The sequence below is a fragment of the Paracoccus albus genome, assembly GCF_027913035.1.
GTDB lineage: Bacteria > Pseudomonadota > Alphaproteobacteria > Rhodobacterales > Rhodobacteraceae > Paracoccus > Paracoccus albus.
In genome coordinates, this window is record NZ_CP115775.1 from 3,210,059 (window position 1) to 3,224,905 (window position 14,847).

A 14,847-nucleotide genomic window follows, 5' to 3' on the forward strand; every position below is an offset into this window, starting at 1 on the left:
CCTTTCCGGCGGATCGTCCGCCCATCTTGCATTTTCAGACTTGCCCGGTCACACCGGGAATGCCCAGAAATATCCTGCCCCGCCTGCCAATTCAAGAAGCCGACATGACTGAATCTGACACGATTTCCCGCCAACCCATGGGTTCCCGCCGATTCGGGCGGATAAACTGGCTGGGTCTGTACACCTTGTCCCGCCGCGAGATCATGCGATTCATGGCCGTCTGGCAGCAAACGATCTTTGCGCCCTTGATGACGGCGGGGCTGTTTGTCATCGTTTTCAGCGTCGCCCTCGGGCGAGGCGACAGAGAGATCATGGGCCTGCCCTATCTCGCCTTTCTTGGCCCCGGCATTCTGATGATGTCGGTCATCCAGAACAGTTTTGCCAACACGTCGTCCAGCATCGTTTCGTCGAAAATGCAGGGCAATATCGTCGACACGCTGATGCCGCCCCTTTCGGGCGGAGAGATTTTGGCAGGTTACCTGATTGGTGCCGTCGCCCGTGCGGGACTTGTCGCCGTGGTCATCGGCGCGGGCATGGCGCTGCTGTTGGGTCAGCTTCCCGAACATCCCGTAATTGCGGTGGCTTTCGTTGTCCTTGGTGCACTCCTCATGGGCGGGCTGGGTCTGCTGGGTGGCATCCTCGCGCAGAAATTCGACCAGATGGCGGCGATTTCCAATTTCATCGTGACACCGCTCAGCTTCCTTTCCGGCACATTCTACTCGATCGAGGCGCTGCCACCCTTTTTTCGCGCGATCAGCCATGCCAACCCGATCTTCTATCTGATAGACGGTGCCCGCTTCGGATTCACAGGCGTCAGCGATGCAAGCCCGGTCTTGGGCTTCGTGGTCTGCCTGCTGGTCGTCATCGCGGTCTGTACACTGGCGTGGTGGCTTCTGCGCAGTGGATACCGGTTGAAACCATGAGCCATCTTGCCCTGATCACCCTTGTCATCGACGATTATGACCGTGCGATCGATTGGTTCCGGCGAGCTCTGAATTTCGATCTGGTCGAGGACAGCCCTTCGCTGACCGATGACGGGCGTCCGAAACGCTGGGTCGTCGTCGCGCCGAAGGGTGGGGGCTGTGCCATTCTTCTGGCCCGTGCCAATGGGGAAAGGCAGCAGGGTTTTATCGGTAATCAGACCGGCGGGCGCGTCGGGTTCTTCCTGCACTCTGATGATTACGACGCGGATCACGCCCGTATGCTGGCCGAAGGCGTGCATTTCGAAGAAACCCCGCGCGAGACCGAATATGGCCGTGTCGCGAAGTTCCGCGACCTCTGGGGCAATCGCTGGGATCTCTGGCAGCGAAAATAGCGCTTGCCGTCACGTCGCTTTTGCCCCATTCAATCCGCATGATCGTATGGACTGCCCTTATTGCCTGTCCCCGACGCCGCTGAGGCGTATGATCCCGCATGTCCGGCGGTTACACGGGCGCAATCCATCTGCTATCCCGACCCAAGGCCAGCCTGAAGGAGCCTTCTCATGTCCGACTTCCCGCATGTTCTGCCGACCTATAACCGTGCGCCCATCACGTTTGAGCGTGGCGAAGGGGTCTGGGCCATTGCCCAGAACGGAACGCGCTATCTGGATCTGGGGGCGGGTATTGCGGTCAATGCGCTCGGCCACGCCAATCCCGATCTGGTCGGCGCACTGATCGAACAGGCGGGCAAGATCTGGCATGTCTCAAACCTCTACAATATCCCGCAGCAGGAAAAGCTGGCCGATCTGCTGGTCGAAAACACCTTCGCGGATACGGTTTTTTTCACCAATTCCGGGACCGAGGCCGCAGAGCTGGCGATCAAGATGGCCCGCAAATACCACGACGAAAAGGGCGAGCCCGAGCGCGTGGAGATCCTGACATTTGAGGGCGCTTTTCACGGCCGCTCCACCGGTGCCATCGCGGCGGCCGGATCCCAAAAGATGGTCAAGGGCTTCGGCCCTCTGATGCCGGGCTTCCGTCAGCTTCCCTTCGGCGACACAGAGGCGTTGCGCACGGCCATTACCAACCGGACCTGCGCCGTGATGATAGAGCCTGTGCAGGGCGAAGGCGGTATCCGGCCCCTGCCTGATGAAGATCTGCGAGAGATCCGAAAGCTCTGTGATGATACCGGCACCCTGCTGATCCTTGACGAGGTTCAGTGCGGTATGGGCCGCACCGGTCGGCTGTTCGCGCATGAATTTGCGGGCATCGCGCCCGATATCATGATGGTCGCCAAGGGCATTGGCGGTGGCTTCCCCTTGGGCGCAGTGCTGGCCACGCAAAGCGCCGCAGCGGGCATGGTCGCGGGCACGCATGGTTCGACCTATGGCGGCAACCCGCTGGCCTGCGCGGTCGGCGTACGCGTAATGGAAATCGTCGCCGAACCTGACTTCCTGGCCGAGGTCACGCGCAAAGGCGCGCTGATGCGCCAGAAGCTGGAGGGTCTGGTCGCCAGTCATCCCCGCGTTTTCGAAAGCGTGCGCGGGCAGGGCCTTATGCTGGGGCTGAAATGCAAGATTGCGCCCGGCGATCTTGTGCAGGCGGGATATAGCCAGCAGCTTCTGACCGTCGCGGCGGCGGATAATGTGGTGCGGCTTCTGCCGCCGCTCAACATCACCGACGAAGAAATCGCCGAAGCAGTTGATCGTCTGGACAAGGCGGCGGGATCGCTGAATGGCTGAGTATGATTTCCGCGCCGTCACGGGCAATGATCTGACCATGCTTTCGGGCTGGCTTGGCCAGTTACAGGTCAGCCGCTGGTGGCCGAACGGGCCGGACCAGATAAAGGGCATACGCGAACATATCGCCGATCCGTCAGTTTCGCCGATGATCGTCAGCCTAGATGACGAACCCATCGCATATGTCCAGCACTACCGCGCACGCCGCTGGCCGGCACCGCAATTCGGCCATCTGCCGTATGACACCATTGCGCTCGACCTTTTCAGCGGGCCGAAAGGTTTCGGTCACGGCGGCGCGTGGCTGCGCCAGCTTGGCGACAGCCTGCTGGCGGATGTCTCGATGCTGGCCATCGACCCGACAACAGATAATGTCGCCGCCGTCCGCGCCTATCGCAAGGCAGGCTTTGACGGCGACGTCATCCGGCCCGATGCCGATGGCAAGCCTGTGCTGGTGATGACGCGCCGACGATAACGGGTCTTTGGTGCCGAAATACCTCGGGGGAGGTGCGCGGAACGCGCGCCGGGGGCAGCGCCCCCTTGACCCCGGTTCAAGTTATGGGCTTGCTGGCCCGATCCAGCCGAAAGACAGACAGATGAAGCACTTTCTTGATATTCACACCACGGATAAGGCCGAACTCAGATCCATCATCGACAATGCACGCGCGATGAAAACGGCCCGCAATGGCCGGCCAAAGGGAACGCCGGATGACGACCAGCCGCTTGCCGGGCGCATGGTGGCGCTGATCTTTGAAAAGCCGTCGACCCGCACGCGTGTCAGCTTTGACGTCGGCGTCCGCCAGCTGGGCGGTCAGACAATGGTTCTGTCCGGCAAGGAAATGCAGCTTGGCCATGGCGAAACGATTGCCGATACCGCGCGCGTTCTCAGCCGTTACGTCGATCTGATCATGATCCGCACCTTTGAAGAGGCGACGCTGCACGAAATGGCGGAATATGCGACGGTTCCGGTCATCAACGGGCTGACCAACCGCACCCATCCCTGCCAGATCATGGCCGATGTGCTGACATATGAGGAACATCGCGGTCCCATCGACGGCAAGAAAGTCGTCTGGTCGGGCGATGGAAACAATGTCTGTGCATCCTTCCTTCACGCGGCGGGCCAGTTCGGCTTCGACTTCACCTTTACGGGCCCCCAAACCCTCGACCCAGAGCGTGAGTGGCTGGACTTCGCGCGTCAGCAGGGCGTGAGCGCCGAGATTGAGCGGGATCCGAGCAAAGCCGTTGACGGTGCCGATCTGGTCGTGACTGACACATGGGTCAGTATGCACGATCCCGAATCCGCGAAAGAGCGTCGGCATAACCAGCTTCGCGGCTATCAGGTCAATGAAGAGCTTATGGCGAAGGCTAAGCCGGATGCCTTGTTCATGCATTGCCTGCCTGCCCATCGCAATGATGAGGCGACGAGTGCGGTGATGGATGGCCCGCACTCTGTCATTTTCGATGAGGCCGAAAACCGGCTTCACGCGCAAAAGGCGATCATGCGGTGGTGCCTTGGCGTCTGATGCCTAGCCTGCGGCGCAACCACGAAATTCGGTTGCGCCATCCTGCCCAAGCACGGTCAGGACCACGGCAGCGGGATCGACCGGGAACGGCTTGCCGCCTGGCGCGACCAGATCGACCGTTACTTCGGAGCGCTCAGCGTTGAACTCTGGCGCTGACACCCAGATATCCGGCGCGCCGCCATATTCGACGGCCAGTTCCGCGCCGGGTTCGGGTGTGCTTAGCGTGACGCTCATCCCGTCCTCGATCTCGCCAATCTCGCAGGCAGGCTTCCGGTTCACAAGCGCGGGCGCGGCATCCATGGCCGCCTGAATTGCGGGGTCGGGCACAGCGCCTGCTGCGGGCGCGAAAAGTTCCAGAGATGCGGGGATACAGATATTCTCACACAAGCCGAATGTGACATCGGCAGAAATGCCGATAGGCTCGCCGCCCTGCTCTGGCTCGACCGTGAAGGGCAGCACCAGACGGTCATGGTATCCCAGCGTCCGAATGCCGTCCGACACGATCACCTCCGGCGCAGGCCAATGGAACGTCACCTTCCCGATATTGCTGCCCTTCCAGTCGAATTCCGGCGGCAGGCCGGCATCACCGGGGCTGCGCCAATAGGTCTTCCACCCAGGCTCCAGCACCAGTTCCAGAGCGGCGGTCCTTTGCCCGTCCTCTGTCATCCATCCGGGCATCAGGCGGGCAGATTGCAAGCCTTGGGGAAGGTCTTGCGCGGCGGCGGGCAGGGCGGTGATCAAAATCAGGACAGGCAAGAGTTTCATGCCCCTCGTCTACCGCGCCAACGCCGCCTGCTGAAATCACCTTTTCGACAAGCCCTTGCCGAAACGCCGGCGAAGGCCGATCTTGAAGGCTAGGAGGTACGCGATGACCGATGAAAGCGACCTGACCGGCAAGATACTGATTGCCATGCCTGAAATGGGTGATCAGCGTTTCCAACGCTCTGTCGTGCTGATCTGCGCCCATTCGGAAGAAGGGGCGATGGGAATCATTCTGAACCAGCCGATGCGTGGTATGGTATTTCCCAAGCTGCTGGAGATGCTGGGGATTGAGGACAGCGGCGGAAATGCCGACCTGCCCGTTCGTACCGGCGGCCCGGTAGAGCCTGTGCGCGGCTTCGTTCTGCATCCGCACCATGAGGTCGACCCCGAAGGCTCTATGGATGTCGGCAGCGGGCTGGCGCTGACAACCACTCGCGATATCCTGGTTGATCTGGCAGAGGGTCGCGGCCCGGCCAAGGCAATTCTGGCGCTTGGCTATTCCGGTTGGGGACCGGGGCAGTTGGACGATGAAATCCGGGCGAATGGATGGCTGATTGCCGATATGGACCCCGATTATGCCTTCGGTGAGCCCGATGCTGCCTGGATGCGGGCGCTTGGCTCGCTAGGTGTTGATCCGCTGTCGCTATCGGGTGCGGCGGGGCGCGCCTGACGGTAACGCGAGCGGCGGCTCTAGCGCGGCGCGGCTGCCCTGCGCAGGCGGTCGTTTATGGCGCGGCCCAGACCGTTGGACGGCACAGCCGCGATGGCAATGGGTCTGCCGGTTTCGTCAGCTCGGTGAAGGGTGTCGAAAAGCTTCGCCGCGGCCTCGACCATATCACCCGTGGCGGACAGGGTGATGTCTCCGGTGACCGCACCGAAGCCGATCAGGAATTCACCGTCTTCAGCCGCCTTGGCGTTCAGCCTGACCGAAGCTTGCGGGGCGTAATGGCTGGACAACATGCCGGGCGCTGCCGGTCTGCTCGGGTCCATATTCGCGGCGGGCAGGGTCACTGCCTGCCCGAGACTGTCGGAAATCGCCTCGATAGGGATGCCGCCGGGGCGCAGCAGGACCGGGCGGCCCGCCTGCCAGCCGATGATCGTCGATTCGACACCCACTTCGCATGGTCCGGCATCAATCACGGCGGCGATCTTTCCATCCAGACCACCCATCACATGCGCCGCTGTGGTCGGGCTGATCCGGCCCGACAGATTCGCTGACGGGGCCGCGACAACCCCGCCAAATGCGTGCAGCAGATCCTGCGCAACCGGATGGGCGGGCACGCGTATCGCAATCGTATCCAGCCCCGCCGTCACGATTGACGCGATCCCCGATTCCGGCAGCAGCGGGACAACCAATGTCAACGCGCCCGGCCAGAATGTGGTGGCAAGTTGTTTTGCCTGATTATTGAAAATTCCGATGGTTTCGGCCGTTGGCAGGTCCGGCGCGTGAACGATCAGAGGGTTAAAGCTTGGCCTGCCCTTGACCTCATAAATTCTTGCGACAGCGTCCGCATTGCGGGCATTCGCAGCCAACCCGTAGACCGTTTCTGTCGGCATGGCGACCAGGTGGCCCTGCGCAAGCCTCATCGCTGCATAAGCCAGATGTTCAGCTTCGGGGGTGAGCAGGCGGGTTTCGACTTGCATCAAACTCTAAGACCGTCGTTACGCAGGGTTTTTCCGGACAGGGCTTGCTAGGCAATGCTGGCCCGGTAATCATGTCCTCAAGTCAACTTGAATAAACGCCGCAAGCCTTTCCGGCAAGACGGCGAGGGGGAGATCATGCCGTATCGTGCGCCCGTGGATCAGATTAAGTTCATTCTCGACAACGTAGTTCCATTCGACAAGGTCGCCGCGACGGACGACTTCGCGGAGGCCAGCGGCGACATGGTTGATGCCATCCTGACCGAAGCAGGCCGAATGGCCGCCGAAGTGCTGGCGCCGTTGAACGTGGCTGGCGACCAGAATCCGGCCCGGCTTGAAAACGGTGTGCTGCGCTCCTCGCCCGGCTTTGACAAGGGTTTTGCCGCAATTGCCGAGGGGGGCTGGATCGGTCTGTCTGCCGATCCCGAACATGGCGGCGCGGGCTTGCCGCAATCGCTGAACATGTCGGTGGCGGAAATGATCGCCGGTGCTTGCCTGTCATTGCAGCTTAACCCGCTGCTGACGCAGGGCCAGATCGAGGCGTTGGAGCATCATGCGACTGACGAGATGAAGGCGCTCTACCTGCCGAAACTGATTTCGGGAGAGTGGAACGGGACCATGAACCTGACCGAGCCCGGCGCCGGCTCGGATGTGGGGGCACTGAAAACGAAGGCAGAGCCGAATGGCGACGGCAGCTATTCGATCACCGGGCAGAAGATCTTCATCACATGGGGCGACAGCGATGTGAATGAGAACACATGTCACGCCGTTCTTGCGCGCCTGCCTGACGGGGTGAAGGGGACCAAGGGGATCAGCCTGTTCATGGTGCCGAAATTCCTGCCCGACGAAAACGGCAAGCCTGGACAGGCAAACAGCCTCAAGGTCGTTTCGCTTGAGCACAAGATGGGCATCCACGGCTCTCCGACCTGCGTGATGAGCTATGAGGGTGCGAAGGGCTGGCTGATCGGGAAAGAACATGGCGGGATGGCCGCGATGTTCACCATGATGAACGCAGCCCGTCTGGGTGTCGGTGTGCAGGGCGTTGGTGTTGCCGAGGCAGCGCTGCAAAAAGCCACCGAATACGCGGCAGAGCGCGAACAGTTCGGCCCGATCATCCGTCACGCCGATGTGCGTCGAATGCTGGCCGTGTCGCGGGCAGAGGTCTTTGCCGCCCGCGCGATCTGCCTGGCCTGCGCGACGGCACTTGATCTGGCCAATGCGACGGGCGAGGACGAATGGTCTGCCCGCGCGGCCCTGCTGACGCCGATTGCAAAGGCCTATGGCACCGATGTCGGCTGCCGCGTTGCCGATGCGGGTGTGCAGGTTCACGGCGGTATGGGATATATTGAGGAGACCGGTGCCTCGCAATATCTGCGCGACGTTCGCATCACCCCGATCTATGAAGGCACCAACGGGATTCAGGCAATGGACCTCGTCGGTCGCAAGATGATGGATGGTGGTGCGGCGGCACAGGCTTTGCTGGATGAGATACAGGATGAGGCCCGCGGCCACAGCCAGACCTTCGGCGCGCGTGCCGAGGCTGTCTGGACAGCCGCGCAAACCTTGTCCGAGGCGACGGCCAAACTGCTGGAAATGGATATGAACGACCGCAATGCCGGCGCGGTCCCCTATCTGTCGGCTTTCGCGCTTGTTCTTGGTGCGCATTATCACCTGAAGGCCGGTGCGGCTGGCGGTGAGGACGAAAAGGCACTCGCCCGGATCTTCATCGATCGCCTGCTGCCCCGACATGAGGCCGATCTGGCAGAGGTCATGGCAGGCGTGGCCGATCTGGAAGCTGTCAGCGACGCAGCGCTTGGCCTCGCGTGAGCGCAGCTATCAGATACCCGTGGGAGACAGCACCCACCAACGGTGAGGCGGTTCAGGTTGCCGAGGGCGTGCTTTGGATGCGCCTGCCGCTTCCAATGAAGCTGGACCATGTGAACGTTTATGCCTTTGAAGACGGTGACGGTTGGACTTTGGTCGATACCGGCTTTGACAACGGCAAGGCCCGCGCAATCTGGCAGCTCTTGCTGGATGGTCCCTTGGCGGGCCGTCCGGTTAACCGGGTGATCGCGACCCACCATCACCCGGATCATCTGGGGCTGGCCGGCTGGTTCATGGATCACGGGGCCGCTTTCTGGACGACGCGCACCGCTTGGCTGATGGCCCGTATGCTGGTGATCGACGAACAACAGGCCCCGCCGCCAGAAAGCATCGCGTTCTGGCGGGCTGCCGGAATGCCGCCGGGCCTTCTGGCGCAGCGCGCGGCAGAGCGACCGTTCAATTTCGCTGATTGCGTTCACCCGATACCCGCAGGTTATCGGCGCATTGTCGAGGGTGAAATGCTGCATTTCGGTGGCCGCAGCTGGAAGGTCGCCATCGGCAATGGCCACGCGCCGGAACATGCGACCTTCTGGTCGATGGATGATGATCTGGTGATTGGCGGCGACCAGCTTTTGCCCGGCATCTCGCCCAATCTTGGGGTCTACCCGACCGAGCCAGAGGCGGACCCGGTGGGGGAATGGCTGGAAAGCTGCGGACGTTTCGCAAAGATGGCAGAGGACCGGCATCTGATTCTGCCAGGTCATAAACTGCCCTTCACCGGCCTACCCCTGCGTCTGGCGCAAATGCAGGAAAACCATGTGGCCGCGCTCGACCGAGTGGCAGCGGCTATGGCTGATTCTGCGATGACCGCGGTTGATTGCTTCCCGGTGCTGTTCAAACGTCCGATCGGAACAGGGGAATTCGGCCTCGCGCTTGTCGAATCGGTCGCACATATCAACAACCTTGCCAGAGCATGCAGGATCACACGCGCAGGCACGAATAATCACGGTGGCGTGCTGTGGCGCGCGGCGGCGTGACAGGACCGCCGCGATAGGCTATGCAAACGCAAAACCGGCGTTTTGAGGGACAGGCCATGGCAGATCATGAAGTGACAGAACACGAACACGGCACGATGGACGTAAGCGACCATCAGAAGACCTTCGCGGCATTCATCCGTTTTTCGACCTGGGTCTGCATTCTTGCCGCAGTTGCCCTGGTCTTCATGGCACTGACGAACGCCTGATGTTTCGCCGCGTCCTGCTTGCACTGGCGCTGCCGCTGTTTCTTGCGGCCTGCGGCGCCGACAACAAATGGGCCAGCGACGAATCCGTTCGCGCGGCGCGTTACACCTCGAACGAGCAACCTTCGATCTCTCTGATCACGGTCATTGGTGTGGCCCGTGGCGAGGGCGGGCATTCCGCGCTGCTGATCAATGGCAGCCAGCAGGTCATCTTCGACCCGGCCGGCAGCTTTGAGCATCCGCGGGCGCCAGAGCGTCATGATGTTTTGTACGGGATCTCTCCGCAGATGCGGAACGTCTATATCGACTATCACGCCCGCGACCTGCCGGGTGAGCGTTATTACGTCACTGTCGATACGGTCCCGGTCTCTCGCGAAGTTGCCGACACCGCGATTCGCGCGGCAGAGGGGAACGGGCCGGTGAACAAGGCTTTCTGTGTCTCTGGCGTGTCCAATGTCCTGCGCTCTACCCCCGGCTTTCAGGGTGCACCCGGCGGTTTCAGCCCGCTGCGTCTGCGGAACTGGTTCCTGACCGTTCCGGGCGTCAGCACGGCAGAGTATCGTGATGGCGACCCCCGGCTTGTCCACGGTGATCTTCTGAAGATGAGCGATGGCTCGCTTCGGACCTACGACAGGTAGAGCCCCAAACTCAGCATGGCCGCCCCCGCAAGGATGGCGGCCAATGCGCTGCGCGTCATCACACCGGCAACAACCGTTGCGCAAGCCGCGGCCAGCCGCGCCGGATCAGGCTGACCGTTTGCTGCATCCGGCCAAAGCACCAGCGGCGCCGCCAGTGCCGGAAGGACCGAAACCGCAGTATAGCGCAGGATGCGCAGCAGCCACGGCGGCATCGGCCGGTTCCCTATCGCGCCCAGAAAGCTGTAGCGCATGAAGAAGGTTCCGGCGCCGACAAGTGCGATGACCAGCCAGATCTGAAACGTGCTGTAGTTTATCATCGGCTCGCCCTCCGCCGCAGCAGCAATGTTTCAACGCCTGCGCCGGTCAGCATGGCAAGAACCGCCGCAATCATCGGCCCCACGCCAGCAGGCAACCACGCCAGGGCGAGCGATACGACAACCGCGACCGTCGCGGCGGCGACATGGGCCGGGGTGCGCAGCGCCGGTGCGATCATGGCCAGAAAGGTGATCGGCACGACGAAATCCAGCGGGATGCTTGCCGGTATCGCACGCCCTGCCGTCGCACCGATAAAGCAGAACAGAATCCACGAACCGCACATCACGACAGCGGTTCCGGCAAAGTAGGACAGGCGCTGTGTCATGCTCAGCCTTGGCGTGTTCTGGAAATAGTCGATGGAAAGGACATAGGTCTGATCTATCAGCGCATAGGCCACCGCTGCGCGCGACATCTGCGTTGCGCTGCCCAGCCATGGCACCAGCGAGGCAGAATACATCGCCATCCGAAGGTTCACCGCCACACATGACAGGACCACAAGCCACACCGGCGCATGATCGGTCATCAACTGCACGGCCGTGAACTGCGATGCGCCCGCCAGCACGAGGACGGTGAAGCCCATCACTTCGGGCAGGTTGAAGCCCGCCTTGGTCGCGACCACCCCGAACAGCAGCCCGAACGGAATCATCACCAGCAGGAACGGGGTCGACTGCACAGCACCATGAAGCGCACTTTGCAGCGGGTTGCGGGCCAGTGCCCGCGTGCGTGAGGCTTCTATCGCGGCGGCGCGGCGATTTGCGCGTTGCTTTGCGTTCTTCATGATGTCAACGGAGGCTGTTATTCGCCGCCACCATATCCGCGTGGCCGGTCGGCGCAACCCCTGCCGAGGTTGCCGCCCCGACGGACTACTCGGTCTGGCCGAAAAGCCCTGCCGCGCGTGCCAGCAGCATGAATGCCAGTGCCGACCGTGTCTGCGCCATCCACGCGATCTCATCATCAGCCAATTGCGGCATCAGGCCCGTCACGCTGCGGTCGAAAAGGCGCAGGAAATGGTGGACGGCATCGCGAAAGACATCATCGGCGCGCATCGCCGTTGTCGCGGCCTCCAGCATGTCAGGATCACGCACGGCACCGACAGCACGCACCGCATTTCCCCGCTGCCCTTCGGCAAAACGGCGCCATGCACCAATATCGGCGGCTTCGGCCTCTAGCTCATCGGTGTAGATGCCGCGCTCTGCCAGAAGGGTTATCACATCCTGTGCGCTTCGGATCAGCCGCGCCTGATCGGAGTCTTTCAAGGTCTCGCGCAAGGCGGCGATGGCTTCCTGGTCGTCCGGGCCGTCCGGAAAGTTCAGCGCCCGGATCACGGTGGTGGCTGGCAGGTCTACAGCTTCCGGGGTGTCCAGACCAAGCGAGGTCTGGCGCGGATCACCTGCAGTGGTCCGCGCAATATCATCCGCACGGCGCTGCTGCGGCATGGGCTTTGGTGGCTGGACGCGCTTCACTGTTGGCGCTTGTGCAGGACGCTCCGCCCGTTGCGGATCGGGTTCGGTATTGCGCGGCAAGCGCGGATCGGCACGGTAGAAAGAGCCATGCTGCAATTCAGCCCGCAACGCGTCAGCTTCTGCCCGCAGCGCATCGACGGATCGGGCCAGCCCCACCGCCATCCAGATCAGTGCCAGCGGCATCAGTGCTGCCACCGCAGAGATCCAGCCGGGTGCGCCCGTGCCATCGCCCGATGTCAGCCAGAACACCAAGAGCATCAGCAGCCAGATCGCTGTCAGCGCCGCGCCGATGACAAGGGCGCGGCCACCCGGGCCGGAAGCGCTGCGCCAGTCAGGCATCACTCGAACCGGACCGACAGGATTTCATAGCTGCGTACCCCGCCCGGCGTCTGTACATCGACGGAATCGCCCTCTTCCTTGCCAATCAGGGCGCGGGCCAGCGGCGAACGCAGGTTCAGCAGCCCTTTTTCAAGGCTTGCTTCATGCTCCCCGACGATCTGATAGGTCTTTTCCTCATCCGTGTCTTCGTCCAGCAGATCGACCGTGGCACCGAATTTGATCCCGCCCGACAATTTCGAGGGGTCGATGACTTCGGAGCGCGACAGGACGCCCTCAAGCTCTGTGATGCGGCCTTCGATGAAGCTCTGCTTTTCGCGGGCAGAATGATATTCGGCATTCTCGGACAGGTCGCCGTGTTCGCGCGCTTCGGAAATAGCGGCGATGATGGCGGGGCGTTCCTTTCCCTTGAGTTCACGCAGCTCTGCATCAAGCTTATTGTAGCCGGCGCGGGTCATGGGGATCTTTTCCATCGTCATTCCTGTATCTGCATGGCTGCGCGGCCCTTCCGCGCTTCTTGAATTTAGACAACGCCCCCGCCAAACAAATGGCAGGGGCGCGATTCCGTTGTCCCAAGCGTTCCCTGATCCGTGCCCATATTGCAAGTGAAACACTCGTTATGCGGCAATGGATCGCTGAAATCGCCGCAACTTCATGCCAAGTTCGATAAAAACGCCTTAAGATTGCGCTAACGTTGCAGCAGGTTCGCCGCGTAACGATTGCCGTGTGGGCCAGCAGCGTCTAGGAACGTTCAAACAGCTGCGAGCAGGAGGCCAGCAATGAACGACGAGAAAACCGCCCCCGACCGTGAGTCGATGGATTTTGACGTTGTTATTGTTGGCGGCGGTCCTGCGGGCTTGTCTGCGGCGATCCGGCTGAAGCAGATTGATGCTGATCTGAATGTCGTTGTGCTGGAGAAGGGTTCCGAGATCGGGGCGCATATCCTTTCGGGGGCGGTTCTGGATGTCTCCGGCCTCGATGCGCTGATCCCGGATTGGCAGGACAAAGGAGCGCCGGTCAGCCAGGAGGTGACGCAGGATAACTTCTATATCCTGGGCGAGCAGGGGCAGATGCGGGTGCCGAACTGGCCGATGCCGCCTCTGATGAGCAATCATGGCAAATATATCGTCTCGATGGGCAATGTGACCCGCTGGATGGCCGAGCAGGCCGAGGCGATGGGGGTCGAGGTGTTTCCGGGCATGGCCTGTTCGGCGCTTGTCATGGATGGCGATCGGGTGGCGGGCGTCATCGCGGGCGAGATGGGTCTGAATGCCGACGGCACGCCGGGGCCGCAATACGAACCGGGGATGGAACTGCGCGGCAAATATGTGATGCTGGCCGAAGGGGTGCGGGGATCTCTGTCGAAAGAGGTGATCGCGAAATACAACCTCTCTGACGGGCATGATCCCCAGAAATTCGGCCTCGGCATGAAAGAGATCTGGGAGGTCGATCCGGCCAAGTTCAAAGCCGGGACCGTGACCCATACGATGGGCTGGCCGCTTGGCAGGAATGCCGGTGGCGGCAGCTTCATCTATCATTTCGAGAACAATCAGGTGCTGGTCGGCTTCGTCGTGCATCTGAACTATGCCAACCCCTATCTGTACCCTTATATGGAGTTCCAGCGTTTCAAGCATCACCCGATGGTGGCCGAACTGCTGGAGGGCGGAAAGCGCGTGGCTTATGGCGCGCGGGCCATCACCGAAGGCGGCTGGCAGTCGATCCCGAAGCTGACCTTCCCCGGCGGTGTCCTGCTGGGTTGTTCGGCCGGGCTGGTCAATGTGCCGCGCATCAAGGGCAACCATAATGCGATGCTGTCAGGCATTGCGGCGGCCAATGCGGCGGCGGCGGCGATTGCGGAAGGCCGCGAGGGCGATGAGCTGACCGCTTACGAAGATGACCTGCGCTCTGGCCCGATTGCCAAAGACCTGAAGCCGGTGCGCAACGTCAAGCCGATCTGGTCACGCATGGGGCTGTGGGCCAGCCTCGCGCTTGGCGGCTTCGATATGTGGGTGGCGAACCTGACCGGCTGGAACCCGCTGGGGACGTGGAAGCACGGCAAGACCGATGCCGCTGCGACCGGCAAGGCTGCGGATCACCAGCAGATCGACTATCCCAGGCCCGACGGCAAGCTGTCCTTCGACCGGCTGACCAATGTCAGCTTCAGCTTCACCAACCATGAAGAAGACCAGCCCTGCCATCTGAAGCTGAAGGATCCCTCGATCCCGATCAGCGTCAACCTGCCGCAATATGCCGAGCCCGCGCAGCGCTACTGCCCGGCCGGTGTCTATGAGGTGATCGAAGAGGGCGGCGATGCCCGCTTCCAGATCAACTTCCAGAACTGCGTCCACTGCAAGACCTGCGACATCAAGGACCCCAGCCAGAACATCAACTGGACAACACCGCAAGGCGCAGACGGGCCCAATTACCCGAATATGTGATCAGACCTGAA

The 14,847-nt window shown here is 61.7% G+C and carries 17 protein-coding genes; 11 read left to right on the forward strand and 6 right to left on the reverse strand.

Features of this window, described 5'->3' with window-relative positions:
• The first annotated feature begins 104 nt into the window (after window positions 1-104).
• From PAF20_RS16105 to argF, 5 genes are all read left to right on the forward strand, one after another.
• Complete coding sequence (locus PAF20_RS16105; RefSeq protein WP_271071606.1) at window positions 105-923, forward strand: ABC transporter permease; 819 nt, start codon at window positions 105-107, stop codon at window positions 921-923.
• Window positions 920-1,315, forward strand: a complete 396-nt coding sequence (locus PAF20_RS16110) for a VOC family protein (protein WP_271071607.1) — start codon at window positions 920-922, stop codon at window positions 1,313-1,315. Before PAF20_RS16105 ends, PAF20_RS16110 begins: the two co-directional genes overlap by 4 nt.
• Window positions 1,316-1,483: 168 nt before the next feature.
• Complete coding sequence (locus PAF20_RS16115) at window positions 1,484-2,662, forward strand: aspartate aminotransferase family protein (protein ID WP_271071608.1); 1,179 nt, start codon at window positions 1,484-1,486, stop codon at window positions 2,660-2,662.
• Window positions 2,655-3,131, forward strand: coding sequence for a GNAT family N-acetyltransferase (locus PAF20_RS16120; protein ID WP_271071609.1), 477 nt, complete (start codon window positions 2,655-2,657; stop codon window positions 3,129-3,131). Before PAF20_RS16115 ends, PAF20_RS16120 begins: the two co-directional genes overlap by 8 nt.
• Window positions 3,132-3,252: 121 nt before the next feature.
• Entirely contained in the window at window positions 3,253-4,179 is a 927-nt protein-coding gene (gene argF, locus PAF20_RS16125; protein ID WP_271071610.1) for an ornithine carbamoyltransferase, read from the forward strand.
• A 3-nt stretch (window positions 4,180-4,182) separates the two neighbouring features.
• Here the strand turns inward: argF and PAF20_RS16130 are convergent, their stop codons facing one another.
• Entirely contained in the window at window positions 4,183-4,944 is a 762-nt protein-coding gene (locus PAF20_RS16130) for a protein-disulfide reductase DsbD domain-containing protein (RefSeq protein ID WP_271071611.1), read from the reverse strand.
• Window positions 4,945-5,047: 103 nt separating this feature from the next.
• On the opposite strand from PAF20_RS16130, the gene PAF20_RS16135 reads away from it, so the two are divergent.
• Window positions 5,048-5,611: a YqgE/AlgH family protein gene (locus PAF20_RS16135; protein WP_271071612.1), complete on the forward strand. Its 564-nt coding sequence runs from the start codon at window positions 5,048-5,050 to the stop codon at window positions 5,609-5,611.
• Between the two features lie 20 nt (window positions 5,612-5,631).
• Here PAF20_RS16135 and PAF20_RS16140 read toward each other — a convergent pair whose 3' ends face one another.
• The gene (locus PAF20_RS16140; RefSeq protein WP_271071613.1) at window positions 5,632-6,585 is read right to left on the reverse strand and encodes an L-threonylcarbamoyladenylate synthase; all 954 of its coding nucleotides are present in this window, start codon (window positions 6,583-6,585) and stop codon (window positions 5,632-5,634) included.
• Window positions 6,586-6,720: 135 nt separating this feature from the next.
• On the opposite strand from PAF20_RS16140, the gene PAF20_RS16145 reads away from it, so the two are divergent.
• Genes PAF20_RS16145 through PAF20_RS16160 form a run of 4 tightly spaced genes read left to right on the forward strand, consistent with a single transcriptional unit; the run spans window position 6,721 to window position 10,284 of the window.
• On the forward strand, window positions 6,721-8,409 hold the full coding sequence (locus PAF20_RS16145; protein ID WP_271071614.1) for an acyl-CoA dehydrogenase family protein: 1,689 nt from the start codon (window positions 6,721-6,723) through the stop codon (window positions 8,407-8,409).
• On the forward strand, window positions 8,406-9,443 hold the full coding sequence (locus PAF20_RS16150; protein WP_271071615.1) for an MBL fold metallo-hydrolase: 1,038 nt from the start codon (window positions 8,406-8,408) through the stop codon (window positions 9,441-9,443). Before PAF20_RS16145 ends, PAF20_RS16150 begins: the two co-directional genes overlap by 4 nt.
• A 56-nt stretch (window positions 9,444-9,499) precedes the next feature.
• Window positions 9,500-9,649, forward strand: a complete 150-nt coding sequence (locus PAF20_RS16155) for an aa3-type cytochrome c oxidase subunit IV (protein WP_271071616.1) — start codon at window positions 9,500-9,502, stop codon at window positions 9,647-9,649.
• Complete coding sequence (locus PAF20_RS16160; protein ID WP_271071617.1) at window positions 9,649-10,284, forward strand: hypothetical protein; 636 nt, start codon at window positions 9,649-9,651, stop codon at window positions 10,282-10,284. The genes PAF20_RS16155 and PAF20_RS16160 overlap by 1 nt, the downstream gene beginning before the upstream one ends.
• On the opposite strand, the gene PAF20_RS16165 is transcribed toward PAF20_RS16160, so the two are convergent.
• The 4 genes from PAF20_RS16165 to greA form a co-directional block, all read right to left on the reverse strand.
• The gene (locus PAF20_RS16165) at window positions 10,272-10,601 is read right to left on the reverse strand and encodes an AzlD domain-containing protein (RefSeq protein WP_271071618.1); all 330 of its coding nucleotides are present in this window, start codon (window positions 10,599-10,601) and stop codon (window positions 10,272-10,274) included. The two genes, PAF20_RS16160 and PAF20_RS16165, sit on opposite strands and share 13 nt — an antisense overlap.
• Entirely contained in the window at window positions 10,598-11,377 is a 780-nt protein-coding gene (locus PAF20_RS16170; RefSeq protein ID WP_271071619.1) for an AzlC family ABC transporter permease, read from the reverse strand. Before PAF20_RS16170 ends, PAF20_RS16165 begins: the two co-directional genes overlap by 4 nt.
• Before the next feature lie 85 nt (window positions 11,378-11,462).
• On the reverse strand, window positions 11,463-12,401 hold the full coding sequence (locus tag PAF20_RS16175; protein WP_271071620.1) for a hypothetical protein: 939 nt from the start codon (window positions 12,399-12,401) through the stop codon (window positions 11,463-11,465).
• A complete protein-coding gene (gene greA, locus PAF20_RS16180; protein WP_271071621.1) occupies window positions 12,401-12,871 on the reverse strand; it encodes a transcription elongation factor GreA in 471 nt (156 codons plus the stop codon). The genes PAF20_RS16175 and greA overlap by 1 nt, the downstream gene beginning before the upstream one ends.
• Window positions 12,872-13,177: 306 nt before the next feature.
• Between greA and PAF20_RS16185 the strand changes: the two genes are divergently transcribed.
• Window positions 13,178-14,836, forward strand: coding sequence for an electron transfer flavoprotein-ubiquinone oxidoreductase (locus PAF20_RS16185; RefSeq protein WP_271071622.1), 1,659 nt, complete (start codon window positions 13,178-13,180; stop codon window positions 14,834-14,836).
• Window positions 14,837-14,847: the final 11 nt, after the last annotated feature.

Coding starts and splice junctions, on each gene's coding strand:
- PAF20_RS16105 (WP_271071606.1), top strand. CDS start 105: ATGACTGAATCTGACACGATTTCCCGCCAACCCATGGGTTCCCGCCGA.
- PAF20_RS16110 (WP_271071607.1), top strand. CDS start 920: ATGAGCCATCTTGCCCTGATCACCCTTGTCATCGACGATTATGACCGT.
- PAF20_RS16115 (WP_271071608.1), top strand. CDS start 1,484: ATGTCCGACTTCCCGCATGTTCTGCCGACCTATAACCGTGCGCCCATC.
- PAF20_RS16120 (WP_271071609.1), top strand. CDS start 2,655: ATGGCTGAGTATGATTTCCGCGCCGTCACGGGCAATGATCTGACCATG.
- argF (WP_271071610.1), top strand. CDS start 3,253: ATGAAGCACTTTCTTGATATTCACACCACGGATAAGGCCGAACTCAGA.
- PAF20_RS16130 (WP_271071611.1), bottom strand. CDS start 4,944: ATGAAACTCTTGCCTGTCCTGATTTTGATCACCGCCCTGCCCGCCGCC.
- PAF20_RS16135 (WP_271071612.1), top strand. CDS start 5,048: ATGACCGATGAAAGCGACCTGACCGGCAAGATACTGATTGCCATGCCT.
- PAF20_RS16140 (WP_271071613.1), bottom strand. CDS start 6,585: ATGCAAGTCGAAACCCGCCTGCTCACCCCCGAAGCTGAACATCTGGCT.
- PAF20_RS16145 (WP_271071614.1), top strand. CDS start 6,721: ATGCCGTATCGTGCGCCCGTGGATCAGATTAAGTTCATTCTCGACAAC.
- PAF20_RS16155 (WP_271071616.1), top strand. CDS start 9,500: ATGGCAGATCATGAAGTGACAGAACACGAACACGGCACGATGGACGTA.
- PAF20_RS16160 (WP_271071617.1), top strand. CDS start 9,649: ATGTTTCGCCGCGTCCTGCTTGCACTGGCGCTGCCGCTGTTTCTTGCG.
- PAF20_RS16165 (WP_271071618.1), bottom strand. CDS start 10,601: ATGATAAACTACAGCACGTTTCAGATCTGGCTGGTCATCGCACTTGTC.
- PAF20_RS16170 (WP_271071619.1), bottom strand. CDS start 11,377: ATGAAGAACGCAAAGCAACGCGCAAATCGCCGCGCCGCCGCGATAGAA.
- PAF20_RS16175 (WP_271071620.1), bottom strand. CDS start 12,401: ATGCCTGACTGGCGCAGCGCTTCCGGCCCGGGTGGCCGCGCCCTTGTC.
- greA (WP_271071621.1), bottom strand. CDS start 12,871: ATGGAAAAGATCCCCATGACCCGCGCCGGCTACAATAAGCTTGATGCA.
- PAF20_RS16185 (WP_271071622.1), top strand. CDS start 13,178: ATGAACGACGAGAAAACCGCCCCCGACCGTGAGTCGATGGATTTTGAC.